Here is a 24101-nt window from a genome sequence, read left to right on the forward strand (position 1 = left end):
GATGTGGCGTTGCGGGAGCATGAGAGCGCGCACATCGCAGCGCGGTTTTACGATGATCGAAGTGCTGGTGGCGCTTGCGATCATCGCGGTGGCGCTGGGCGCGTCGTTGCGCGCGGTCGGCAGTCTCGCGACCGGCGAAGCCGATCTGCACCGGCGTTTGCTGGCGGGCTGGAGCGCGGACAACGCGTTGGCGCAATTGCGCCTGACGCATGCCTGGCCGAACGTCGGCTCGACGAGCTTCGACTGTTCGCAGGGCAACTTGCAGCTGATCTGTACGCAGCAGGTGACGGCGACGCCGAATCCGGTATTTCGTCGGGTGGAAGTGATGGTGACGATGCCAGGGCGTTCCGGCAACTTGGCGCAGATGGTCACGGTGGTGGCGAATGAAACCAACCGTTCGCTCTAGGCGCCGCCGCCCGTCGGGCGTGCGTGGCTTCACGCTGATCGAGCTGCTGGTCGCGATTGCGATTCTGGCGGTGATCGCAGTGCTGTCGTGGCGCGGGCTCGACCAGATCATTCGCGGGCGGCAGACCATCACGAGCGCGATGGAAGAGGAGCGCGTGTTCGCGCAGCTATTCGACCAGATACGCATCGACGCGCGCCAGGCCGCGTCGGACGACGAATCCGGCCAGGCGGCCATTACGGTGTCCGGCAGCGTGTTGCAGATCGTGCGGCAAATGAACTTGCCGGCGACGGCGCCGCGCTTGCAGGTGGTTCGGTATCGGGTATCCGAGGGACGCGTGATTCGCTATGCGTCGCCGCCGTTGGGCAATGTCGGCGAGTTGCGGCGGGCGCTGCGCGGTGAGGAGGGTGAGGGGTGGGCAACGGTGCCGTTGATGGGTGGTGTGGGAGCGATTTCCGCGCGGGTTTATGTGCCCAAAGTTGGCTGGACCACGCAGATGAAGGACGTGCAGAGTGCGATTACCGAGAACGACAATAATCTTAAGGTGCCGCAGTTGGGGAATGCGCCGTTGCCGCGGTCTGTGACCGGGCTTGAGGTTCGTATCGGGGCTAAGGGGTTGGCGCGGCCTGTTACGCGGGTTTTTCTCGTCGGGGAATGATATGAGGTTCTCTTTTTTGTCTCCGCGACGCTCTGGGGTGTGGTTTTGTTGTTTTGGCCTTTCCTTGTTTGGTTGGCGGTCTATTAGTGTTGCCCCTGTGCGGGGCGGCAACGCTAATAGACCACTAGCAACACAAGAAAAGGCCAAAACAACAACAAAACCACACCCCAGAGCCTCGCGAAGACAACCCCATCAAGCCGGCGCAGCAATCATCAGCGCCCTCCTGGTAGTAGCCCTATCGGCCATACTGGTCTCCGGCATGCTCTGGCGCCAGCAAGTCCAAATCCGAAGAATAGAAAACCAGCGCCTCCTGTCTCAAGCCCAATGGGTCGCAAGAGGCGCCTTGGACTGGACGCGCCTGATCCTCCGCTCGGAGGGCGACACCTCGGCGGGCATCACCTACCTGGGCGGCCTATGGGGCGTCCCGATTGCCAAAACTCGCCTGTCGGATTTCCTGGGCCAAATCGGCGAAGTCCGAGCGGAACAAGGCGCGGAAACCTTCCTCTCAGGCTCGATCGAAGACGCCCAGTCGAAATTCAACCTCCGCAACCTGGTCTCGAGCCCGGCGCCCGGCGTCATGCAACTGAACCAGGAGCAGATCGGCGCCTATCAGCGCCTGCTCGTCTCGCTCGGCGTCAGCAGCCAACTGGCGAAAAACACCGCCGTGCAGATTCGCGCCAGCCTCGCGCAATCGGCGACGCGCTTTCAGACCGCCACCTCCCCCACCGGCGCAACGGCGACGCCGGCGATTCAGGGCGGCGCGATGGGCGGCGGCTTCACCGACAAACCCGGTATCGAGGGCGGCGACGACAACGCGGCGCGCGCGCCGCTGCAACTGATCAGCGTCGATTCGCTGCTCGATATCCCCGGCTACACGCCGGAAATGGTCGCGCGACTGCGCCCGTTCGTCACCGTGCTGCCGACCGCAACGGCGCTCAACATGAATACCGCTTCCGCCGAAGTGATCGCCGCGCTCGTGCCGGGCATGAACGTGTCGGCCGCTCAGGCCCTCGTCGCGCGCCGCAAGACGGTGTTTTTCCGTAACGCCGGCGACGTGCAACTCGCGTTGCGCGGCGCGGGCGTGCAACAGGTCTCGGTCGATCCGGCGCAGTTCGACGTCAACACGAACTATTTCCTGATTCACGGCCGCGTGCAGCACGAACGCGCCCAGGTGGACCGCACGACGCTCGTCTATCGCGACGCATTGACCCACACTACGCGTATCGTGCGGGTACAAGACCAACTATGAATAACGCCTTTCCCAGAGAGAGTGGACCTTGAGCACGCTGATCGTCCTATTGCCGCCGCGTGATCCGGCGGTGCCATCGCAGGAATGGCAACTGCCCGAGCTGCCGTTCGTGCTGCTCGACAAGTCGGGCCGCACCCAGCGCGCCGGCCGCTCGGCGCTCACGCTGCTGCCGCGCGCGGCGTCGACCGTGCTGATGGTCGCCGCCCGCGACCTGCTGATGATGCCCGCCGCGCTGCCGCCGCTGCGCGGCCCGCGGCTGCGTCAGGCGCTGCCCAACATCGTCGAGGATCAACTGATCCAGGACCCGCAAACCTGTCACATCGCCGTCGATCCGCAACCGCTCGCGGGCGGTCGGCAGTTGCTGGCGATCATCGACCGCGGCTGGTTCCGCTTCATCTGCGACGGATTTTCCGCAGCCGGCCACCGCAGCTTGCGCGCGGTGCCGGTGACGCGCTGTCTGCCGCAAGGCGTCGCGCTCGATACGCGAGTCGAAGTCGCGGAAACGGTCAACGCCGGCGAGCCGGTCATCGCGGGTTCGTCCGATGTGACGACGGCATCGCCGGAGGTGGCGCCAGCGACGCCGATGGTCGCGGCGGTGCTCGGCGCGGTGGTCCAGACTGCCCCTGCGATGCTGCTGGAAGGCGCGGTTGAGCGCGCTCCGGAAAATGGCGTGCCGCGCGTCGAACTGGCGATCGCGCGCGGCGTCCAGGGCGAAGGCCTGGCGGTGCCGGCCAGCACGGTGAATGCAACGCTCGGCGCGCTCGCCGGCGCGGCGCCCGTCTCGTTGTACATGCTGACCGAGGTGCCCGGCAACGAACCGAGCCTGGGCGCAAGCAGTCCGGCGCGGCTCGCCGCTTACGTGCATGGCGCCAGTCCGTTGCCGTTCGAGCAACTGGCGCGGCGCGCGCTGGAGTGCCGCCTCGATCTGTGCCAGTTCGAGTTCGCCTCGCAGCCGTGGCGGCTCGACCGCGCGACGCTGCGGCGTCTGCGTCTGCCGGTGCTGTTGGCGGTCGGCGCGCTGGTGGTCGCGATCATCGGCGCGAACGTGCAGTGGCTGATGCTCGCGCGCCAACGCGACGCGATCAGCACGCAAATGACCGAACTGCTGCTCAACACCTTCCCCAAGACCACGGTCGTGCTCGATGCGCCCGATCAGATGTCGCGCCAGTTGCAGCAGTTGCGCGTGGCGGCGGGCGAGCTCTCGCCGGATGATTTCCTGTCGCTCGCCGACCGCCTCGCGCGCTCGCTCGCGCCGGTGCCGCTCAACGGCATCGCGGGGCTCGACTATCACGACCGGCGGCTCGACGTGACCTTCAAGCCCGAGGTGAAGCTCGATCCCGACTTCGGCAAGCGCCTCGGGCGCAACGGGTTGAGCGGCGCGATCGACAGCAATACCGGCAAGTGGACCATCAGGAACGGACAATGAAAGCTCAACTCGCTCAAACATGGGCCGGCTTCTGGGACCAGCGCACGGAGCGCGAAAAAAATCTTCTGACGTGGGGCGGCGGCTTGCTCGCGGTGGTCATCGCGTGGTCGGTGCTGTGGGCGCCGGCGCAGGAGGGCCGCGCGCGTCTGCGTGAATCGCTGCCCACCTTGCAGCGCCAGTTGGCGCAGATGACTGCGCAATCGAGCGAAGCGCGGCAGTTGTCGGCGGCGGCTCAGGGCGTCGCGCCGACCGGCGCCGCGCTGAAGGACGCGCTCACCGCCTCGCTGGGCGATCACGGCCTCGCCGCCACCCAGGTGCAGGTGATCGGCAACGTGGTGCAGGTCCAGATGAAAAACGCGTCGTTCCCCACGTGGACGAGCTGGGTCGACGACGTGCGCAAGCAGTTCAAGGTGCAGGTGGCCGAGGCGCACTTGACCGCGCTCAAGGAAGACGGCCAGGTGGATCTGACGGCGTCGTTCCAGCCCTCGACCGCGAAATGAACATCACCGCGCCGTTACGGGATCTCGCATGACTTACTGGATGCGGCGCTTGCGCGTCGCACTGCCCTGGCTGGCGATCGCGGTGCTGTCCGCCGCCGTCGTGATGCTCGCGTTGTTGCCGGCCGCGTGGATCACGCCGCAGTTCGCCAAACAGACGCGTGGTCACGTCAATCTGGTCGACCCGGCCGGCTCGCTGTGGCACGGCTCGGCCACGCTGATGCTGGCCGCCGGCTCCGACATGAGCGCGCCGACCCTCCTGCCTGGGCGGATCGAATGGCGCACGTCGTTCTGGCCGCTTTTCACCGGCCGTGTGCGCATGACCATGCGGCAGAGCGAAGCGATGCCCGAGCCGATCACCGTCGACGCCACGCCGCGCAGCGCCACGGTCACGCCGGGCGAACTCGCCGTGCCGGCGTCGCTGCTGAGCGGCCTGGGCGCGCCTTTCAATACACTCGATTTGCAGGGCGAGGTGCGACTGTCGTGGTCGGACTGGCGCAGCTTCAACAAGGAGGCATTCGGGCAGCTCACCGTCACGCTGAACGACGTCAGCTCACGTGTGTCGCCGGTCAAGCCGCTGGGATCGTACCGGGTGCTGTTCCAGGCGCAAGGGGCTTCTTCGACAGTCGAACTGATGACGATCAAGGGCCCGCTGATGCTGGACGGCAGCGGCACGGTGTCGGCCGCTTCAACCTCGTTTCGAGGCACGGCCAGTGCCGCGCCGGAAGCGCGCGATATCCTCGCGGGATTGCTGAACCTGCTGGGGCGGCCGAGCGGACCGGGCACGGTGACGTTGAGCTTCGCGCACTGACGCGGGCGAACGCCCTTTGACGTCCAGACAACGCCGTTGAAAAAGAAGCGGCATGGTGCGTGCGCCATGCCGCTTCTTTTTCGCCCTTCTTTCCTGCCGGTTCGTTTGCGAGCCGCGCGTCTATTTGCTCTGCGTCTGCGTCTGCTGCTGCGACGGCGCCGGCGCGACTCCGTTTTGCGCCACGGGCGTAACCGATGAAGCCGGCAGCGGCGCCGGCGCCGCCACGTCGCCCGTTTCACGATTCATTTGCGACGCGTCCCAGCCGCCGCCCAGCGCCTTCACCAGACCCACCGACGACACCATCCGCTGTCCCGCGATGCTCTTCAACTTCTGCTCGGCGGTGAAGGCGGTGGTTTGCGCGGTCAGCACGTTGACGTAGCCGACCGTGCCCGCCTTGTATTCGTTCGTGACGATCGCGAGCGCCTGCCGGGCCGACTCCACCGCCTGCTGCTGCACGACGACTTCCCTTTCGAGGATGCGCTGCGACGCGAGGTTGTCCTCGACGTCCTGGAACGCGGTCAGCACCGTCAGGCGGTAAGTGGCGACATCGGCGTCGTAGGCCGCGCGCGCCGCTTCGGTCTGCGCCTTGCGCAAGCCGGCGTCGAAGATCGTCGCGGCGAGTTGCGGGCCGAGCGTCCAGAAGCGCGACGGCGCGGTCAGCAACTGCGAGAACACGGAATTTTCGAAGCCGCCGCTGGCCGACAACGTGAGCGACGGGAAAAACGCCGCAATCGCCACGCCGATCTGCTCGTTGGCCGCCGCGGCCTTGCGTTCCGCCGACGCGATATCCGGACGCCGTTCGAGCAACGCCGACGGCATCTGCGCGGGCACGGTCGGCGGCGTGGCGGTGAGCGGCATCGGTGGAATCGAGAAGATGGAGGCCGGCTCGCCGACCAATACCGCGATCGCGTGTTCGTCCTGCGCGCGCTGCACGCCGTTGTCGATCGCGGCCGCCTGGGCCGACTGCAATTGCGTTTGCGCCTGAATCACGTCGGAGCGCGCGGCGACGCCCGCCGCGTACTGGTTTTGCGTGAGTTGCAGCGAGCGCTGATAGGCCGCGACGGTCTCGTCGAGCAATTGTTGGGTGGCGTCCAGCGCGCGCAGCGAGAAATAGGTTTGCGCGAGCGTGGCCTGCGCGGAGAGCCGCGCGTTCGCCAGGTCCGCGGCGGCGCCTTGCTGGCCGGCTTTCTGCGCGTTGACCGAGCGGGTCACCGAGCCCCACAGATCCGGCTCCCAGCTCGCGTCGAGTTGTACGTTGAAACTGTTGCTGACGCCGGAGCGGCTGCTGGTGGAACCCGTGGACGATGAACCGGTGCCGGAACGTGTCGCGCCCGCCGACGCACCGATTGTGGGGAAATAGGCGGCACGCGCTTCGCCGACCAACGCGCGCGCCTGGCGATAGGCGGCGGCATATTGAGCGATGGTCTGGTTCGCGGTGTTCAGCTTCTCTTCGAGCGCGTTGAGCTGCGGGTCCTGGTAGATGGTCCACCAGTCGCCGCGGTCTTGCTGATCGGCCGGTTGAGCGACTTTCCAGCCGGGCGCGGCTTCCTTGTAGGACGCGGGGATCTCGGCGGCGGGCCGCTTGTAGTCGGGGCCGACCGCGCAACCGGCCAGCAGGGTGGCAAGCGCCGCGGCAACCGCGAGAGTGAGGACGCGAGGCGCAAGCATCCGCGCGCGCGAGATTCGATCAGACTGCATGCAATGGATTCCTTCTGGACGCCGCGGTGCGGCCGATCACGGCGCTGCCGGCCTGGCGAGCTCGTGAGTCTGCCGGCATGTTAGCGTGAGTCCGCGCGAGGCGCGGCAAACCGAAAGGGTAATGCGGGGAGAAGTGCGGGTGTGTTACTTGGGGTATCGCGTTGGTTACTTGCTGTTACCGCGATGGGCGATTGATTCGTGGTTTTGCCCGGCGCCGCGCTGTTGGTCATACGCGAGCGGCGTTCCCGCCGCCCTCCACTTACTGCGTCACCCCTTCGCCATTCGCTCCCGGGACCGATTGTCCCTGCGCGGCATCGGGATGCATCGCCGAAGATGCCGGCGCTGCCTGCGACGCTTTCCCCCCGCTCTGCGGCGCGACCGTCGCGCTGCCTCGCACATATTGCTTGAAGTCGGCGCCGGCTTCCCACGGGTTCGGCTTGCAACCGAGCGAGCCGTCGCAGTGCGCGGCGAAGCCGATCGTTGCCGTGCCGTCAGGGTTCGCGGCTCGCGTGATCTGATACGCCAACGCACGTTTGCCGCCGTCCGGACCCGCGGTCTGGATCAGCGTGTCGGTCGCGGATTCGACGCTGTACTTCGAATGGCTCGTCACCCACGTCTGCGCGCGTTGCCACCATGCGTCGCATTCGACCTTGTTCGAACACGTCAGCGGTGTCGTCGCGATCTGCATGACGTCCGGATCGACTTGCCCCTGTGTCGAACATCCCGCCGCCATGATGCACGCCACGGCCAACAGACTTTTTTTCACGTTGATTCCTCCCTGTTCGAAGCCTCTCCTTCAAGTTTCGACCGCGATGTCGGTACGGTGTTTCATCCAGATCAGGGAATCGTCAAAACGCGCGGAGAATTTGCCGATGTCGTTTTATCCCCAACGCCGCGCGATGTAGACGTTACCTGCGCGCATGAAAAAAGCGGCCTCGCGGGCCGCTTTTCATCTTGTCGACATGCGTCGCTCAATCTCAAACGCTGAAGCGGTTCAACGTGTACGCGCGATAAGCCGCGACAAACGCATCGAACGAACCAACTTCTTCCTGTTCGAGCATGGCCTGTTCGGCAAGCGATTGTTCGGCGAGGTCTGTGAACGCCTTCGTCTCTTCGGCATTCAGCGGACGCGCGCGGAAATACTCGGCGTGCGCTTCGCTCTGCTCGAGTCCGAACGCGAGGAAACTCTGTTCCTTGTCACGCATGGTCCGCAGCACGCGCGCCGACGGCGTAAGCGATGCGTCCGCCAGCTTCGCGCGTTGAACCGCCACGGCGCGCGCATGTGCGTCGCCGCCTTGCAACGCGTCGAGTGCGGCGGCCGCCGCGTCGATCTTCACGAAGATTTCGTTGGCCCAATCCGTCATCGCGACCGGGCGGCCGTCGCGCGTGAGTTCGAGGCCGGGCTTGCGGCCCTCCATCGTCACGCGGCCGAAGTTCCGGTTCGCCTCGGCGTAGGCGTCAGGCGGCAGCGGCGCGCTGTCGTCCAGTGCGCAGACCAGCAGGTAGGCGTCGAGAAAGCGCGACGTTTCGAGCGAAATACCGGCCGGCTCGAACGGATCGATGTCCATGCAGCGCACCTCGACGTACTGCACGCCGCGCGCGGCGAGCGCATGCAGCGGACGCTCGCCCGGATGCGTGACGCGCTTCGGACGAATGGTCGAGTAGAACTCGTTTTCGATCTGCAGCACGTTCGTGTTGATCTGCACCCACTCGCCGTCGCGCTGTGTGCCGATCGCCTCGTAGGGCGGATACGGCTGGCTCACGGCTTTCCCGAGTGCGTCGAGGTAGCCCGGCAACGTGTCGTAGTCGGCGTGCAGCGCGGCTTGCGCCGTGGTGTTCGAATAGCCGAGGTCGCTCATGCGCAGGCTGGTTGCGTAGGGACGGTACAGCGTGTCGGCGTCGAACGTTTCGAGCGTGTGTTTGCGATCGCGCAGGAAGCGGCGATCCAGCGCCGGCGATGCGCCGAACAGGTACATCAGCAGCCAGTTGGTGCGGCGGAAATTGCGGATCAGCGCGAGGTAGCGGTCCGACTGAAAATCGACGGCATTCGCGGTGGATCGCTGGTCGGCCTGCAACACGCGCCACACTTCCTCGCTCAGCGAATAGTTGTAGTGGATGCCCGCGATGCATTGCATCGTGCGACCGTAACGCAGCGCGAGGCCGATGCGGTACACGTACTTCAATTTGCCGATGTTCGACGTGCCGTAGCGCGCGATCGGGATGCCCTCGTCGGTGTCGGGCAGCAGGCCCGGCATCGAGTTGTTCCACAGAATTTCGTCGCCGAGTTCGGCGTAGACGAAACGATGCAGCGTGTCGAGTTTCTCGAGCGTGATCGCCACGTCGTGCTCGGCGGGCGTGATCAGTTCGAGCAGCGCTTCGGAATAGTCGGTGGTGAGCGATGGATGCGTGAGCGCCGAACCGAGCGCGCCCGGATGCGGCGTCAACGCGAGCTTGCCGTCCCGCGTCACGCGCAGGCTTTCTTTTTCGATGCCGCGCAGGCCGCTTATCAGCGCGTCGCGCCGAGGGCCGGAGGTCAGCACGGACAGGCGGTGCGAGAACACGTCGGTCGTGCGGGAAAGTGTGGTGTTTGGCATTGATGCGAGTCGGGCGTTGTCGGCCGCCATGTGCCGCTTCACTGCTCACAGGCAGCATGGCGCGGTTGACAACGTTCGGCGGAATTTTCAGGTAGCGGGCACTTTAACATCTCGCCACGGCGGCTGCTTGAGGCCGCCTCGGCGGGGCGTCGGCGCACTAGCGCTGTCTGTTTTCCGGACGATTCGGCTTGCCTTGCATCGCGTCGCTCTACCGCCTACGCGCATTGCACGCGATGCGCGTTTCCCCTTCCGCATGAGGCGCGCGCCTAGCCCCCGCGCGCGGCGCCTGCGCGGTCCGCTACCTCGTTCCACAGATGCATCGCCGCATACGCGCGCCACGGCCGCCATGCGTCGGTGCGCACGCGCTGCTGCGTGGGCCGCACGAGCGACGGGTCGCGCGCGCAGATCGACTGCATCAGCACGAGGTCCCAGGCGGGCCACGCGTCGGCGTCGCGCCATGCGCGCATCGCGACGTATTCGACGGTCCAGGGGCCGATGCCGGGCAGTGCGAGCAAGGCGGCGCGCAGGCTGTTCGCATCGGTGACGCCGCTGTCGAGCGGCACGTCTCCCGAAGCGACCGCTCGTGCGAAGCCCTGCAACGCCGCTACGCGTTTACCCGGCATGCCGATCTGCGCAAGATCGACGGCGGCGAGCGCAGCCGGTGTCGGAAAGCGCCAGGCGGTGTTCTCGTGCGGATGCCCTTCGATGCGCTCGCCGGCGCGCTGCACGAGACGTCCGATGATGGTGGTCGCCGCCTTCACGCTGACCTGCTGGCCGACGATCGCGCGCACCACCAGTTCGAAGCCCGACCAGGCGCCCGGCACGCGCAAGCCGGGCACCGCCTCGATCAGTGGCGCGAGCCACGGGTCGGCGGCGAGTTCGGCGCCGATCTTCTTCGGATCGGCGTGCAAGTCGAACATCCGCGCGATCGGTGCGGCGAGCGCGTCGGCGTGACGGCTCACCGGGCCTTCGATATTGGCGACGAGGCAGCGCTTGCGCGGATGCAGACGCACGCTCAGCGTGCCGCTGTCGCCGGTCCAGTCGATGGCGCGGCGATAGGCGCCGTCTTCCACCGCTTCGACGCCCGGCGTCGCGCGGCCGCCGAAAAAACGCAGCAGACGCGGCCAGTCGAAAGGTGGTTTGAACGGCAGTTCGAGCGTTGCGACGTGGTCGAGCGTGCTCACGCGGCGTGGTCCAGATTGGTGATGGTTTCGGTCATATCGGCCTTGCGGCGCTCGGATTGGTGTTGCGAAACATCGCCGGCATGCTGGGCCTCGTTGTCGAGCAGCGCGGCCTTGCGCGGCAGGCCCCAACGATACCCGGCCAGCGCCCCGCCCTTTTGCACCACGCGATGACAGGGAATCGCCAGCGCAACGGGGTTCGTCGCGCACGCGCTCGCGACCGCGCGCACGGCGCGAGGCGCGCCGACGGCTTCGGCGATCTGTGTATAGCTGCGCGTCTCGCCGTATGGAATGCGCCGCAGCGCGTCCCATACGCGCTGCCGGAATGCCGTCGCGGCGATATCCAGCGGCAGATCGAAGTCCTGACGGGTGCCGCGCAAATACGCGTCGATCTGCGCGATGAACGGTGCGAGCCGCTCCGGATCTTCCCGCACATCGGCGTTGGCGAACTCGCTGCGCAGTTCGTCGGCGAGCAAGCCGGGGTCGTCGCCGAAACCGATCTTGCAGATGCCTTTTTCGGTGGCCGCGACCAGCACGAAGCCGAGCGAAGTGGGCGCGCCGGCGTAGCGCACGGTGAGCCCCGCGCCTTTGCGGCGAAACTCGGAGGGCGCCATGCCCAGTTCGGCCGACGCGCTGTCGTACATCCGCGACGGCGAGCCGAAGCCGGCGTCGAGCGTGGCGCGCGTGACGTCCGAGCCGCTTTGCAGCGCGTCGCGCAACGCTGCGCCCCGCTGCGCCGCCTGATACTGACGCGGCGTCACGCCCACCACGCGCTTGAACAGACGCTGCAAGTGAAACGGACTGACGTGCACGGCGTCGCTCAGTTGCGCGAGGGTGAGGCGCTGTTGCGGATCGGCGTCCAGCGCGGCACAGGCGCGGTTGACGATTTCCAGCTCGCGCGGCAGGCCGCCCGGCTGGCACCGCTTGCAATCGCGGAAACCCGCGGCGCGCGCGGCGGCGACGTCGGTGAAAAAAGTGACGTTCTCGCGGCGCGGCTGGCGCGATGCACACGACGGACGGCAGAACACGCCGGTCGTCTTGACGCCATAGAAGAACGCGCCGTCGGCTTGCGGTTCGCGGCGCGTGACGGCTTCCCAGCGCTCGTCGTCGGAGGTCCAGCCGGCGGCGTCGGGCGCGATGTCAGTACGGTAGAGGGTGCGGTTCATGATGATTCCCGAAGGCGGTGTCGATGCTCACCAATGTAGGCCGCCTGCCGACACACTACGCTCCGGTTCTTGCTCTGTCATTGCGCTTCCTCGTAGGGCTGGAAGCCGCGCCGGCCGGTCTTTCCATGAAAAAGTGCGACAATTTGGCCCGATATCGGGTTTTCCCTTAAAAAGTTATTGCGTCGCACCAGGTGCATGTGTATATTAGTACCTGTCTCCTCCATGTCTCCTCCTGATATGGATTCAGCCCGCTCCACATAGAGCGGGCTTTTTTTCGCCTGTACGTTTCTAAACTGCCCCTTCGCGGCGCGTTCTCGCATCTGCCGAGCTTTCTTCTACACTGGGTATTCCACCCGTTTCGTCGACCGGCAAGGGCGTCTGAGATGAAAATCCACATTCGCGAGATCGATCACATCGTCATTCGAGCATCCGACGTCGAGAAAATGACGCGCTTTTATTGCGACGTCCTCGGATGCAGCGTGGAAAAGGAGCAGCGCGATCTGGGCTTGACGCAGTTGCGCGCGGGCCGCTCGCTGATCGACCTGCTGCAGGTGGGCGCGAAGCTCGATCGCGCGGAAAACGGCGCGCCCGGCGCCGGGCGGAATATGGACCACGTGTGTTTGCGCGTCGAACCGTTCGACGCCGAGGCGCTCAAGGCGCATCTCACCGAACACGGCGCACGGCTGGGCGAATATGCGCGGCGCTATGGCGCGGACGGCTTTGGGCCGTCGCTGTATCTGTTCGACCCCGAAGGCAATATGGTCGAACTCAAGGGCCCGCCTGACGCGGCGCGGTTGACGTCGCTCTAAGCCTGCCCGGAAGCCGTCAGGCCAAGCCGAACCTCAAGCCGAACCTCAAGCGCTGGCCGGCGCCTTCAACACCGTCCATTCGATTTTCACTGCATCGGCTTCCGCGCTGCCGAGCCACGCTTCGCCGTCCTGCACCGTGCATTGCAGGCGCATGGTGCGTTCGGCGAGCGAGCCGAGCGCGTCGGCCACGCCTTCCGCGAGCGTCCAGACCGTCACATTGCGCATGCGTTCGACCTTGTTCTTCACGCCTTGCCACCAGATATCCGAGGCGCGGCCGCCATAGGCGATCACGATCACCTCGTTCGAGCGGCCGCTTGCCTTGGCGATGCGCCGTTCGTCCGGCTGGCCGACTTCGATCCAGGTTTCGATCGCGCCGGTGAGGTCCTTTTGCCACAGATCCGGTTCGTCGACATCCGACAAGCCTTTGCAGAATTCGAGGCGTTCCTGCGCGAACAGCGCGAACGCGGCGACGCGAACCATCATTCGCTCGTCGGTTTCCGAGGGATGACGGGCGATGGTCAGCGAATGGTCGGCGTAATAGTGCCGGTCCATGTTGGCGATTTGCAGTTCCGCCTTGTAAATCGTCGATTTGAGAGCCATGCCGTTGCTAAACCAGGCGTTCGCTCCACCGGAGCGAACAGAAAAAGAGTCGTCGACGGCTCGCTGCCGTTTTCGGTGTTTGTTGTACATCGCCGTTCCTCCCGCGCGCCGTCAGCCGGCTTTTACAACGGAAGGAGCATTTATCGCGCCATCGCCGGCTCGAAGGCCGTGCCGTAGACCTCGCCGGCCGCTTCCCGCAAGGCTTCGAGCACCAGGGCGGCCGCTGGCGAAAGCAGATGCGACTGGCGCGTGATGATACCGAATGTATCCATCCTGCACGGCAAATCGATCGGCAACCGCTTCAACACACCGTACTGTTGGTATTGACGCGCCACTTCGTCCGGCAAAACCGCCAACATGTCGCTTTGGAGCAGCAAGCTCGAAATCGCCAGAAAATTGTTGGTATTCACCACGTTTTGCGGCGGATTCAGCCCGATCTGCGAAAACATCAGATCGAAACGATGGCGCAAGACGCTGCCGGGCGGATGCAAAACCCAGCTCGCGTTGACGATTCCCCGCAGCGTCAAACCTGTCTCATTTTCGAGAGGATGGCCGGGGCGCGCGACCACGCAAAGCGGCTCGTCGGCGAGCGGTTCGTAGCGGACTTCGGCCTTGAACTGGTTTTGCCGCTCCAGTACGCGGCCGATCATGATGTCGAGTTCGCCTTCCGCGAGCCGCGGCAGCATCACGTCGGAGGTTTCCACCTCCGCCCAGATCTGCAACTGCGGATAGCGCTCCTTCACGTCGGCGATCGCGCGCGGCACCATCGTCGCGGCCGCCGCCGCGATCACGCCGATGCGCACCTGGCCCGCGAGACCGGCCCGCAGCGCGGAGATTTCGTCGTGCGCGTGGCTCAGATTAGAGAGCACCATGCGCGCGTGACGGATCATCACTTCGCCGTACAGCGTGGCGTGCATGCCGTGCGGCGTGCGGTCGAACAGGCTCACCTCGAGCATGTCCTCCAATTCCTTGAGCAGGCGCGACGCGGCGGGCTGCGTCATGCCGAGCACGTCGGCCGCGCGGCGCACGTTGCCCTCCTCCTCCATTGCCGCGAGCAGCAGCAACTGCCGCGTCTTGAGTCGCGCGCGCACGAACCAGTTCGAGTAGCTGCGTGTCATGGCTTGTCTCCTAAAGCGGCTTAAGCCGTCTGTCGCGGAAGTGTCAAGATTGAGACGCCATCATGCCATACCGGAATTGATATGGCAGTAGTGAAAAAAGGGATTGGAAAGTTATTGGGACGGCCCATACCATTCGTGGACTTTGTGAGCTTCCTCAAATTGGCGTCTTCCCGTCGATGAATCGCGATCCGCTCGTCCCGCTCGTTGCCAGCCCGTTCCGCCACTACATCAATGGCGGCTGGGAGACGGGCGCGACCACGGGCATTTCGCTGAATCCGTCGGACCTCGACGAACCGCTCGGCGAGTATGTGCGCGCCGACGCGCGGCAGACCGATACGGCGATCGAAGCGGCGAGCGCGGCCTTCCGCGAATGGTCGCTGGGTTCGGCGCAGCGCCGCGCGGATGCGCTCGACGCGATCGGCAGCGAGATGCTGGCGCGCCGCGACGAACTTGGCCGGTTGCTCGCGCGCGAGGTCGGCAAGACCTTGCCCGAGGCGTTGGCCGAAGCCACCCGCGCCGGGCAGATTTTCAAGCTGTTCGCGGCCGAGGCGTTGCGCGCGTTCGCCGAGCCCGTCGCCGCGCCGCGCGCGGGCGTCGAGATCGACGTGACGCGCGAACCGCTCGGCGTGATCGGCATCATCGCGCCGTGGAGCGCGCCGCTCGCGATTGCCGCCGCGAAGGTCGGCGCCGCGCTGGCGCACGGCAACTGCGTCGTCTTCAAGCCGGCCGAATCGGCGCCGGCTTGCGCCGCCGCATTGGCCTCGATCATCAATCGGGCCGGCTTGCCGGCGGGCGTGTTCAACCTCGTGATGGGCAGCGGCCGGCAAGTCGGCGCGCGGATCGCCGCGCATCCGCTGGTCGCGGCGGTCAGCTTCACCGGCTCGGCGGAAACCGGCACGCGCGTGCTGCAAGCCGCCGCCGCCCGCCAGGCGCGCGTGCAACTGGAGATGGGCGGCAAGAATCCGTTCGTGGTGCTGGCCGATGCCGAACTCGACGGCGCCGTGGATGCGGCCTTGACCGGCGCCTTTAGTTTCGCGGGGCAACGCGGTACGGCGGCCTCGCGGCTGATCGTCGAGCGGGCGGTGTTCGAGCCGTTCGTCGACGCACTGCGGACCAAACTCGCCCGGCTCTCGGTCGATCATGCGCTGAAGCACGGCACGGATATCGGGCCGCTCGCGAACGCCGCGCAACTGGCGCGCAATCTCGACTACGTGCGCATCGGCCAGGAAGAAGGCGCGCAATTGCTGCGCGGCGGTGTTCAACTGGAGCGCGCGACGCGCGGCTACTTTTTCGAACCCGCGCTGTTCGTTGCGGAGCCCGAACACCGCATCGCGCGAGAAGAGATTTTCGGGCCGCTCGCCGTGGTGCTGCGCGCCGACGACTACGACCACGCGCTGCATCTCGCGAACGATACGGCCTACGGTCTATGCGCCGGCATCTGCACCCGCTCGCTGAGCCGCGCGCGGCATTTCCGGCGCCATGCGCATAGCGGGGTCGTCACGATCAATCTGCCGACCACCGCCATCGAGCACCACGCGCCCGGCGGCGGCCGCAAGGCCTCCGCCTACGGCGCAACCGACGCCGCGTTCTGGACGGCCGTGAAAACGGCTTACGTCGCGGGCTGAGCGCCATGAGATACGCTTGCACCCCCGTTCATCCGATCGCGCCGCGCGCGGCCCGCTCCGGCGCGCCTGCCACGCCCGATCGCCACGTCTATCCACGTCCCGGTTAACGCCGCCGTGCATACCCCGCTGCTACCAAACGAAATCAATGCAGCTTTTCAACCTCAGGAGACAGACATGACCAGCAAGCTTCGCCGTTTGACGCTAACCGCGATGGCCGCCGCCGTCCTCGCCGCGCCCTTTGCCGCGCAGCTTTCCGCCCATGCGGATCAGCCGCTCAAGGTCGGCTTCCTCGTGAAGATGCCGGAACAGGCGTGGTTCATCAACGAACAGAAAGCCGCGACCGCGCTCGGCCAGAAGGACGGCTTCTCCGTCGTCAACATCGGCACGCCGGACGGCGAGAAAGTATTGGCCGCGATCGACAACCTCGGCGCGCAAGGCGCCAAGGGCTTCGTGATCTGCGCGCCCGACGTGCGTCTCGGACCGGCGATTCAGGCGCGCGCCAAGCGCTACAACATGAAGTTCGTCACCGTCGACGATCAACTGGTCGACTCCACCGGCAAGCCGCTCGCGAACGTGCCGCATCTGGGCATGTCCGCGTTCAAGATCGGCAATCAGGTCGGCACGGCGATTGCCGAAGAGATGAAGCGCCGCGGCTGGAAGCCGGAGGAAGTCGGCGCGCTGCGCATCACGAACTACGAATTGCCGACCGCGAAGCTGCGCACCGACGGCGCGACGCAAACGCTGCTGGCCGGCGGCTTCAAGAAGGAAAACATCTTCGACGCTCCGCAAAAGACGACCGATGACGAAGGCGGCTTCAACGCATCGTCGCCGGTGCTCGCGCAGCATCCGAACATCAAGAAGTGGGTGATCTTCGCGCTCAACGAGGAAAGCGTGCTGGGCGGCGTGCGCGCCACCGAGCAATTGCACATTCCGGCGGCGGATGTGATCGGCGTCGGCATCAACGGTGCGGGCGAAGCGTTCGCCGAATTCCAGAAGAAGGAACCGACCGGCTTCTACGGCACGATCGCCGTGAGCTCGACGATGCACGGCAAGGAAAGCACGGAGAATCTGGTCGAGTGGATCAAGGCCGGCAAGCAGCCGCCCGCCGACACGCAAACCACCGGCAAGCTGATGGTGCGCGGCAACTGGCAGGACGTGCGTAAGGAACTCGGCATTTAAGCGGGATTCGAGTCCGCGGTTTGCGGGCCGCCTCGCGTAGCGAGCATCACGCCACTGCGAGCGCGGCCCGCGCGTTTGTCCTTCAGCTCAAGGTTTTTCGATGACGTCCTCACACACTGAGTCCCACGCGGGCGCAGCGACGCTTTCGGCGCAAGCGCCCTCGCCTGTGCCCGACTCCACCGAGCCGTATCTGCAACTCGACGGCATCACCGTGCGCTTTCCCGGCGTGCTCGCGCTCGACCAGGTGTCGCTGGAAGTGCGGCGCGGCGAGGTGCACGGCCTGATGGGCGAAAACGGCGCAGGCAAATCGACGTTGCTCAAGGTGCTGTCCGGCGTGAATCAACCGGCGGCGGGCACGTTGTCGCTCGATGGCGTCGAGCAGCACTTCACCACCACGAAGGCAGCCATCGCGGCGGGCGTCGCGATCATCTATCAGGAACTGCATCTGGTGCCGGAGTTGACGGTCGCGGAAAACCTGATGCTCGGCGCCCTGCCCAACCGTTTTGGCGTGCTCGACGAAAAAGCGCTGGTGGCGCGCGCGGTGCGTGAACTGGAACGGCTCGGCGAGAAGATCGATCCGTCGCAGCAGGTGAAGAATCTGTCGATCGGCCAGCGTCAGATGATCGAGATCGGCAAGGCGCTGATGCGCGACGCACGCGTGATCGCCTTCGACGAACCGACCAGTTCGCTGTCGTCGCGCGAGACCACCCAACTGTTCCGAATCATCCGCGCATTGAGGGCCGAGGGCCGCGCGATCATTTACGTCACGCATCGGATGGACGAAGTCTACGAACTGTGCGATCGCGTGACGGTGTTTCGCGACGGCCGCCGCATCGATACGTTCGCAGCCGGTGAAGGGCTCGACCGCGACCGGCTGATCAGCTGCATGGTGGGCCGCTCGATCGCCGACGTGTACGGCTATCGCTCACGCGAACTCGGCGGCGTGCAGCTCGAAGTCAACGGATTGATGGGACGCGGCTTGCGTGAACCGGCTTCCTTCGTTGCGCGCAAGGGCGAAATCGTCGGCTTCTTCGGCCTTGTCGGCGCGGGCCGTTCCGAGTTGATGAAGCTGATCTACGGCGCGGTCAAGCCGAGCGCCGGCGAAATCACGCTCAAGGGCAAGCCGGTGCGCTTCGCCACGCCGCGCGACGCGGTGCGCGCGGGCGTCGCGTTGTGCCCGGAAGATCGCAAGCAGGAAGGCATCGTGTCGATCGCCTCGGTGTCGGACAACCTCAACATCAGTTGCCGGCGCCATTTCAGCCGCTTCAACGTACTCAACGGCCGCAAGGAAGCGCAAACCGCGAAGGAGTTCATCGGCAAGCTCGCGATCAAGACGCGCAACGGCGAGACGCCGATCGGCACGCTCTCGGGCGGCAATCAGCAGAAGGTGATTCTGTCGCGCTGGCTCGCGGAAGAGATCGACGTGTTCCTGATGGACGAGCCCACGCGCGGCATCGACGTCGGCGCGCGCAGCGAGATTTACGGCCTGTTGTATGGGCTCGCCGAAGCGGGCCGCACGGTCATCGTCGTGTCGAGCGATCTGGCCGAGGTGATCGGCGTGGCGGACCGCGTGATCGTGATGAAGGAAGGCTGCATCGTCGGCAATCTGCCGAAGGCGCAGGCCACGCCGGATGCGCTCATCAAGCTCGCCCTGCCCCGCTAACACCATCGAAAGGCCGCCGAATCGCGCCATTGAAACTGGAATAAACATCATGCACACACCTTCAACCGAATCCTCCACGCCAGCCGTCGCATCCGCCGGCTTGAGCGCGCGCGCCGCGCGCACCTGGGACCTCGTCAACAAGTCCGGCATCGTGATGGTGTTCATCATCCTGTTCGCCGTGCTGTCGTTTACCGTGCCCGATTTCCTCAGCTCGCGAAATATCCAGGGCTTGCTGCTGTCCGTCACGCTGATCGGCTCCATCTCCGTGACGATGATGTTCGTGCTCGCGCTCGGCGAGGTGGATTTGTCCGTGGCGTCGATCGTCGCGTTTGCCGGCGTGGTGGCGTCCACCTTGATCACGGCGACGCATAGCGTGATGCTCGGCGTCGCGGGCGGCGTGCTCGCGGGCGGCGCGGTCGGACTCGTGAACGGCGTGCTGATCGCGCGCTACAAGATCAACTCGCTGATCGTCACGCTCGCGATGATGGAAGTCGTGCGCGGCCTCGCGTTCATCACGTCGCACGGCGACGCGGTGATGATTTCCGAGGAAAGCTTCTTCGACCTCGGCGGCGGCGCGTTCCTCGGCATTTCGTTCCCGATCTGGAGCAACATCATCGGCTTCGTGCTATTCGGTTTCCTGCTGAAGAAAACCGTGTTCGGCAAGAACGTGCTGGCCGTCGGCGGCAACAGCGAGGCCGCCCTCCTCGCGGGCTTGCCCGTCACGCGCATCAAGATCACGGTGTTCGTATTGCAAGGTCTCGTGACCGGCTTCGCGGGCGTGATGCTGGCGTCGCGGATGAGTCTCGGCGACCCGAAAACCTCGGTCGGGCTCGAACTCGGCGTGATCTCCGCGTGCGTGCTCGGCGGCGTCTCGCTGACGGGCGGCGTCGCGACGATTTCCGGCGTGCTGGTGGGCGTGCTGATCATGGGCTCGGTGCAGGACGCAATGAGCCTGATGAACGTGCCCACTTTCTATCAATACCTGATTCGCGGCGGGATTCTGCTGCTCGCGGTGCTGTTCGACCAGTTCCGCCGCAGCAAGCGCGTGCACTGAGGAGCGACACGCGCTCGCCTCCATATGCTTGCCAACAGGAGATTTCATGGCCGATTCGAACCAGACTAAAAAACCGCTGCGCAGCCAGGCATGGTTTGGCCTCAAGGACCGCGACGGTTTCCTGCATCGATCGTGGATGAAAAACCAGGGCATCCCGCACGACGAATTCGACGGCCGCCCGGTGATCGGCATCTGCAATACATGGTCCGAGCTGACGCCGTGCAACGCGCACTTCCGCGAGCTGGCCGAGTACGTGAAAAAGGGCGTGCATGAAGCGGGCGGCTTGCCGCTGGAGTTTCCGGTGATGTCGCTCGGCGAGACCAATTTGCGGCCCACCGCGATGCTGTTTCGCAATCTCGCTTCGATGGACGTCGAGGAGTCGATTCGCGGCAATCCGATGGACGGCGTGATTCTGCTGGTCGGCTGCGACAAGACCACGCCCGCGCTGCTGATGGGCGCGGCGTCGTGCAATTTGCCGGCGCTGGCGGTGTCGGGCGGACCGATGCTCAACGGCCGGTTTCGCGGCAAGAACATCGGCTCGGGCACGGGCGTCTGGCAGATGTCCGAGGAAGTGCGCGCCGGCACGATGACGCCGGAGGAATTCACCGAAGCCGAATCGTGCATGAACCGTTCGCGCGGCCACTGCATGACGATGGGCACGGCGTCGACGATGGCCTCGATGGTCGAATCGCTCGGCATGGGCTTGCCGCACAACGCGGCGATTCCCGCGGTGGACGCGCGCCGGCAAGTGCTTGCGCATCTCGCGGGCCGGCGCATCGTCGACATGGTTCGCGAGGACCTCACGATGGACAAGATCCTCACGCGCCAGGCGTTCGAAAACGCGATCCGCACCAACGCGGCGATCGGCGGGTCGACCAATGCGGTCGTGCATCTGATCGCGCTCGCGAAGCGCATCGGCGTCGAGTTGTCGCTGGAAGATTGGGAACTGGGCTCGAACGTGCCGTGCCTCGTGAATCTGCAACCGTCGGGCGAATACCTGATGGAAGACTTTTACTACGCGGGCGGCTTGCCGGCGGTGCTCAAGCAACTCGGCGAGCAAGGGCTGCTGCATCGCGAAGCGCTGACGGTGAACGGCAAGACGATCTGGGACAACGTGCGCAACGCGCCGAATCACGACGAGAAGGTCATCACGACGTTCGCCGAGCCGTTCAAGCCGAAGGCGGGCATTGCGGTGCTCAAGGGCAACCTTGCGCCGAATGGCGCGGTGATCAAGCCGTCGGCGGCGACCGAGGCGCTGCTCAAGCATCGCGGCCGCGCGGTGGTGTTCGAAAACATCGAGGAATTGCACGCCAGGATCGACGACGATTCGCTCGACATCGACGAGCACTGCATCATGGTGCTCAAGGGCGCGGGGCCGAAGGGCTATCCGGGCTTTGCGGAAGTCGGCAACATGCCGCTGCCGAAAAAAGTGCTGCAAAAGGGCATCACGGACATGGTGCGCATTTCTGACGGCCGCATGAGCGGCACCGCCTACGGCGCGGTGGTGCTGCACGTGTCGCCCGAGGCGGCCGCGGGCGGTCCGCTCGCGTTCGTGCAGACCGGCGACATGATCGAACTCGACGTTGAAGCACGCCGCCTGCACCTCGATGTCACCGACGAGGAACTGGCGCGCCGGCGCGCGTCCTGGCAGCCGCCGGCGCCGCCCACGCGCGGCTATTACAAGCTTTACGTCGAGCACGTGCTGCAAGCGGATCAGGGCGCTGACCTCGATTTTCTGGTGGGGTCGAGCGGCGCGCCGGTGCCGCGCGATTCACATTGACCGGCTGATCGACGCATGACGAATTAACGTTTGTTCCTGCGCTTTGCGAGAAGGCGTCTGCCGATGCGGCTTGAAAACCGCATCGGCTTTTTTATGCCCGTTAAATCGGCGCGGAAAATAAAAAACGGCGACGCATTGAATGCTCGCCGTTTTATAAATCACGAGTTCACCGCCCCGATTTTTGGAAAAACGGGGGATTGCCACGTGCATCGTCATATTCCCGCATTTCGCGGGAATATCGGCGTTCGGTTATTGCTTGATGAATCGATCGTGTGCCCAAAGACCTTGCGTATCGCTATTGGCGGCATTCACGAATTCGACATCGTGGCCGACCACGCGAACCACGCGGAAACTTGAGTTTTCCGGCGTGGAGACGCATTGATAGCCGGAGAAGAATTCCTGCATTTTCTGCTGTTCACCGGCCTGCGCATGCAGGTCGACGGCATCGAGCTTGTCCTTCGACACGCAGCCATAGGCATTGGCCTTGAACTGGATGGTTTGCTGCGGCTTGAGCATGACGTCTTGCGCCTGAACAGAAGCGGCAGCCAAACCCGCAATGGCGAAAAGAAGGGCGATTTGCTTTTTCATATTTCCTCCGGTGCGGGTTTCAATACTCAAGGTTAGCTATGTATTTAACTTTAACGTCGAACCCGCACCTTGCACTTTAGGCAAACCGGAGAGAACGACAAGCACATCTTGTGTGCGGTCGCAACAGTGGCGAATTGTCGCACCACGCGCCGCGCTTGCCTAAACGATAGGCAGCGCCTCGAATAGACGGATTAGTGACGGGTAATTGGTCGATGCGCGGCACTCGCCGCTTTATCCAGTAACGCTTTGCGGCGCTTATTCACGTAAACGAGAGGCTCAAATTAAGTGATTTACTACAATCAATCCGGGGTTTTGGTGCGTTGCACACAAAGTCGTTCGGTTGATTCATCCAGGATCACGAAATAACGGTGTACGTGCAGAAGATAAACAATGCCAGGCGTCAATCGGTGGGCTGAATTCGTCGCGACGGGGTAGACCTTGCGCACGTCGAGCACCGGCGAGAAGTTCTTGCAACGGTTCACTCCGGCGCAGCGCATTCTTGCAACGAGCGAGGCGCAATGCGATTGCGGCGAGCGCGGGGCGGTGCGTTGTCCCAGGCGAGCGGCCGCGCGTTATGAGTGGCGCGCAACGGTACGGGCACGTGCGGTGCTCTACAATGAATTGATGCTCCCACGCCTGGAGGCTACCGTGATCGAGCAATTGATACTGGGCGCGTTTCTGGTGATTCCGCTGCTCATCGTCGCGTTTCTTTTCTCCGACGAATTGTGGCAGGAACACCGTCATCTGCATGACATGCGGCCCATGCACGCGCCACCTCGCCGGCACGACTGGCGGCATCCGCTGCGCCGCTCGCGGCACCGCCCATGAGCCGCTGCGGATAGTCGACCACCCTGGCCGCGCTCAGCGCTCGCCTCAGTCGGCGCGCCAATGATCGCGAATGCGTTTTGCCAGCGCTTCGAGCGTGGCCGCATCGGCGACGTCGCGTGCGTGCATGCGCAGCGGCTGACCTTCCCAGCGCGGAATCACATGAAAATGCACGTGCGGCACGGTCTGTCCCGCCGCCGCGCCGTTGAACTGTCCAATGAATACGCCGTCCGGCCGCAGCGCCGCGCGAACCGCAATGGCGAGCTTCTGTGTCATGCGCATGCAGGCCACGACCGACGCGTCCGACAACTCGAAAATCTCCGCCACCGCTTCTTTCGGCACGACCAGCAAGTGGCCGTCGGCTTGCGGCATCAGGTCCATGAAGGCGAGGGCGGCGCCGGTCTCCGCCACTTTGATGCAAGGTAGTTCGCCACGCAGAATCCTCGCGAATGGATTGCTGTCGTCGTAGTTCATCGCGCTTTCTCTCCAGGTTGAGGTGGTATCGGGGCCTTGCCGCTGTCGCCGATATTGTCCACCACATCGGTTACAGCGCGCGCGCCGCGCGCTCGGGCGGTTGCGGCTGCTTGAACGCGGCCTAGCGCCAGTCGGTCGCAATGTCGTCGGGATCGGTCAGCGTCAGTCCCGACGACGGCAGCGGCAGCGCCGTCTTATAGCGCACCTGCTTGAGCGCGAAACTCGAGCGGATATTGGAGATGCCCGGAATCTTCGTCAGATGATCGACGATGAAACGCTCCAAGGTCTGCATATCCGGCATGACCACGCGCAGCAGATAGTCGGCGTCGCCGGTCATCAGATAGCACTCCATCACCTCGGGGCGCTCGGAAATCGCCTGCTCGAAACGCAGCAGGGCGTCTTCCACCTGCTTTTCCAGACTCACCTGAATGAACACGTTGATGCGCAAGCCCAGCGGCTCCGGGTTCAGCAACGTGACCTGCTGCTTGAAGAGGCCGAGCTTTTCGAGCGCGCGCACACGGTTGAAGCACGGCGTGGGCGACAGGTTCACCGCGCGGGCGAGATCCGCATTGGTGATGCGCGCGTTCTGCTGCAACTGGCTCAGGATGCCGATGTCGATCCGGTCGAGCCGTCTGGGTGGCGTGGTCATGGATGAAATATTCCGTGGAAGGTGCAAAATCCGGAATAAATAGCCTATCGCAGC

General features: G+C 64.9%; 25 protein-coding genes. 13 read left to right on the forward strand and 12 right to left on the reverse strand.

The features are described 5' to 3' along the window. Position 1: 1 nt before the first annotated feature. The 6 genes from gspI to CUJ90_RS18275 all read left to right on the forward strand — a co-directional run bounded on the left by gspI (position 2) and on the right by CUJ90_RS18275 (position 5044). A complete protein-coding gene (gene gspI, locus CUJ90_RS18250; protein WP_114163377.1) occupies positions 2 to 406 on the forward strand; it encodes a type II secretion system minor pseudopilin GspI in 405 nt (134 codons plus the stop codon). Further along, the gene (locus tag CUJ90_RS18255) at positions 384 to 1061 is read left to right on the forward strand and encodes a PulJ/GspJ family protein (protein WP_114163378.1); all 678 of its coding nucleotides are present in this window, start codon (positions 384 to 386) and stop codon (positions 1059 to 1061) included. Before gspI ends, CUJ90_RS18255 begins: the two co-directional genes overlap by 23 nt. 208 nt (positions 1062 to 1269) lie before the next feature. Then, complete coding sequence (gene gspK / locus CUJ90_RS18260; protein ID WP_244220030.1) at positions 1270 to 2310, forward strand: type II secretion system minor pseudopilin GspK; 1041 nt, start codon at positions 1270 to 1272, stop codon at positions 2308 to 2310. A 28-nt stretch (positions 2311 to 2338) separates the two neighbouring features. After that, positions 2339 to 3736 carry a type II secretion system protein GspL gene (gene gspL / locus CUJ90_RS18265; RefSeq protein WP_114163380.1) on the forward strand — a complete coding sequence of 466 codons (1398 nt, stop codon included), beginning with the start codon at positions 2339 to 2341 and terminating at the stop codon, positions 3734 to 3736. Beyond that, positions 3733 to 4236 (forward strand): type II secretion system protein M, encoded by a 504-nt coding sequence (locus tag CUJ90_RS18270; RefSeq protein WP_114163381.1) that lies wholly within the window; start codon positions 3733 to 3735, stop codon positions 4234 to 4236. The genes gspL and CUJ90_RS18270 overlap by 4 nt, the downstream gene beginning before the upstream one ends. Positions 4237 to 4264: 28 nt before the next feature. Further along, positions 4265 to 5044 (forward strand): type II secretion system protein N, encoded by a 780-nt coding sequence (locus tag CUJ90_RS18275; RefSeq protein ID WP_114163382.1) that lies wholly within the window; start codon positions 4265 to 4267, stop codon positions 5042 to 5044. Between the two features lie 120 nt (positions 5045 to 5164). Here CUJ90_RS18275 and CUJ90_RS18280 read toward each other — a convergent pair whose 3' ends face one another. The 6 genes from CUJ90_RS18280 to CUJ90_RS32405 form a co-directional block, all read right to left on the reverse strand. Beyond that, positions 5165 to 6742: an efflux transporter outer membrane subunit gene (locus CUJ90_RS18280; RefSeq protein WP_114163383.1), complete on the reverse strand. Its 1578-nt coding sequence runs from the start codon at positions 6740 to 6742 to the stop codon at positions 5165 to 5167. A 259-nt stretch (positions 6743 to 7001) separates the two neighbouring features. After that, complete coding sequence (locus tag CUJ90_RS18285; protein ID WP_176035751.1) at positions 7002 to 7508, reverse strand: hypothetical protein; 507 nt, start codon at positions 7506 to 7508, stop codon at positions 7002 to 7004. Positions 7509 to 7719: 211 nt separating this feature from the next. Continuing rightward, complete coding sequence (gene gshA / locus CUJ90_RS18290; protein WP_114163596.1) at positions 7720 to 9336, reverse strand: glutamate--cysteine ligase; 1617 nt, start codon at positions 9334 to 9336, stop codon at positions 7720 to 7722. Positions 9337 to 9602: 266 nt separating this feature from the next. Beyond that, positions 9603 to 10520 (reverse strand): DNA-3-methyladenine glycosylase family protein, encoded by a 918-nt coding sequence (locus CUJ90_RS18295; RefSeq protein ID WP_114163384.1) that lies wholly within the window; start codon positions 10518 to 10520, stop codon positions 9603 to 9605. Then, positions 10517 to 11683, reverse strand: coding sequence for a bifunctional DNA-binding transcriptional regulator/O6-methylguanine-DNA methyltransferase Ada (ada, locus tag CUJ90_RS18300; protein ID WP_114163385.1), 1167 nt, complete (start codon positions 11681 to 11683; stop codon positions 10517 to 10519). The genes CUJ90_RS18295 and ada overlap by 4 nt, the downstream gene beginning before the upstream one ends. Positions 11684 to 11760: 77 nt before the next feature. Beyond that, positions 11761 to 12003: a hypothetical protein gene (locus tag CUJ90_RS32405; protein WP_152035357.1), complete on the reverse strand. Its 243-nt coding sequence runs from the start codon at positions 12001 to 12003 to the stop codon at positions 11761 to 11763. Between the two features lie 63 nt (positions 12004 to 12066). Here CUJ90_RS32405 and CUJ90_RS18305 point away from each other — a divergent pair, with 63 nt between their 5' ends. Then, positions 12067 to 12492 carry a VOC family protein gene (locus CUJ90_RS18305; protein WP_114163386.1) on the forward strand — a complete coding sequence of 142 codons (426 nt, stop codon included), beginning with the start codon at positions 12067 to 12069 and terminating at the stop codon, positions 12490 to 12492. A 45-nt stretch (positions 12493 to 12537) separates the two neighbouring features. Here CUJ90_RS18305 and CUJ90_RS18310 read toward each other — a convergent pair whose 3' ends face one another. Together CUJ90_RS18310 and CUJ90_RS18315 are read right to left on the reverse strand one after the other, a co-directional pair. Continuing rightward, a complete protein-coding gene (locus CUJ90_RS18310; RefSeq protein ID WP_083086055.1) occupies positions 12538 to 13092 on the reverse strand; it encodes a YaeQ family protein in 555 nt (184 codons plus the stop codon). A 140-nt stretch (positions 13093 to 13232) separates the two neighbouring features. Then, positions 13233 to 14210: a LysR family transcriptional regulator gene (locus CUJ90_RS18315; protein ID WP_114163387.1), complete on the reverse strand. Its 978-nt coding sequence runs from the start codon at positions 14208 to 14210 to the stop codon at positions 13233 to 13235. A gap of 176 nt (positions 14211 to 14386) precedes the next feature. Here CUJ90_RS18315 and CUJ90_RS18320 point away from each other — a divergent pair, with 176 nt between their 5' ends. From CUJ90_RS18320 to CUJ90_RS18340, 5 genes are all read left to right on the forward strand, one after another. Beyond that, complete coding sequence (locus tag CUJ90_RS18320) at positions 14387 to 15835, forward strand: aldehyde dehydrogenase family protein (protein ID WP_114163388.1); 1449 nt, start codon at positions 14387 to 14389, stop codon at positions 15833 to 15835. A 174-nt stretch (positions 15836 to 16009) separates the two neighbouring features. Further along, the gene (locus CUJ90_RS18325) at positions 16010 to 17014 is read left to right on the forward strand and encodes an arabinose ABC transporter substrate-binding protein (RefSeq protein ID WP_083086059.1); all 1005 of its coding nucleotides are present in this window, start codon (positions 16010 to 16012) and stop codon (positions 17012 to 17014) included. A 100-nt stretch (positions 17015 to 17114) separates the two neighbouring features. Further along, positions 17115 to 18677, forward strand: coding sequence for an L-arabinose ABC transporter ATP-binding protein AraG (gene araG / locus CUJ90_RS18330; protein WP_083086061.1), 1563 nt, complete (start codon positions 17115 to 17117; stop codon positions 18675 to 18677). Positions 18678 to 18726: 49 nt separating this feature from the next. Continuing rightward, on the forward strand, positions 18727 to 19731 hold the full coding sequence (gene araH / locus CUJ90_RS18335; protein ID WP_073427893.1) for an L-arabinose ABC transporter permease AraH: 1005 nt from the start codon (positions 18727 to 18729) through the stop codon (positions 19729 to 19731). Between the two features lie 46 nt (positions 19732 to 19777). Further along, positions 19778 to 21511: an IlvD/Edd family dehydratase gene (locus tag CUJ90_RS18340; protein WP_073427894.1), complete on the forward strand. Its 1734-nt coding sequence runs from the start codon at positions 19778 to 19780 to the stop codon at positions 21509 to 21511. Here CUJ90_RS18340 and CUJ90_RS18345 read toward each other — a convergent pair. Next, positions 21503 to 21721, reverse strand: a complete 219-nt coding sequence (locus tag CUJ90_RS18345) for a hypothetical protein (RefSeq protein ID WP_152035358.1) — start codon at positions 21719 to 21721, stop codon at positions 21503 to 21505. The two genes, CUJ90_RS18340 and CUJ90_RS18345, sit on opposite strands and share 9 nt — an antisense overlap. Positions 21722 to 21760: 39 nt before the next feature. Continuing rightward, positions 21761 to 22099 (reverse strand): surface attachment protein Sap1, encoded by a 339-nt coding sequence (gene sap1 / locus CUJ90_RS18350; RefSeq protein WP_114163390.1) that lies wholly within the window; start codon positions 22097 to 22099, stop codon positions 21761 to 21763. Between the two features lie 438 nt (positions 22100 to 22537). On the opposite strand from sap1, the gene CUJ90_RS33265 reads away from it, so the two are divergent. Further along, a complete protein-coding gene (locus CUJ90_RS33265) occupies positions 22538 to 22927 on the forward strand; it encodes a hypothetical protein (RefSeq protein WP_244219939.1) in 390 nt (129 codons plus the stop codon). Between the two features lie 45 nt (positions 22928 to 22972). On the opposite strand, the gene CUJ90_RS18360 is transcribed toward CUJ90_RS33265, so the two are convergent. Together CUJ90_RS18360 and CUJ90_RS18365 are read right to left on the reverse strand one after the other, a co-directional pair. After that, positions 22973 to 23398 carry an HIT family protein gene (locus CUJ90_RS18360; protein ID WP_083086064.1) on the reverse strand — a complete coding sequence of 142 codons (426 nt, stop codon included), beginning with the start codon at positions 23396 to 23398 and terminating at the stop codon, positions 22973 to 22975. 121 nt (positions 23399 to 23519) lie between these two features. Further along, positions 23520 to 24047 carry an Lrp/AsnC family transcriptional regulator gene (locus tag CUJ90_RS18365; RefSeq protein ID WP_083086066.1) on the reverse strand — a complete coding sequence of 176 codons (528 nt, stop codon included), beginning with the start codon at positions 24045 to 24047 and terminating at the stop codon, positions 23520 to 23522. Positions 24048 to 24101: the final 54 nt, after the last annotated feature.

Origin of the sequence: Paraburkholderia terricola, from assembly GCF_003330825.1 — a bacterium.
Classification (GTDB): domain Bacteria; phylum Pseudomonadota; class Gammaproteobacteria; order Burkholderiales; family Burkholderiaceae; genus Paraburkholderia; species Paraburkholderia terricola.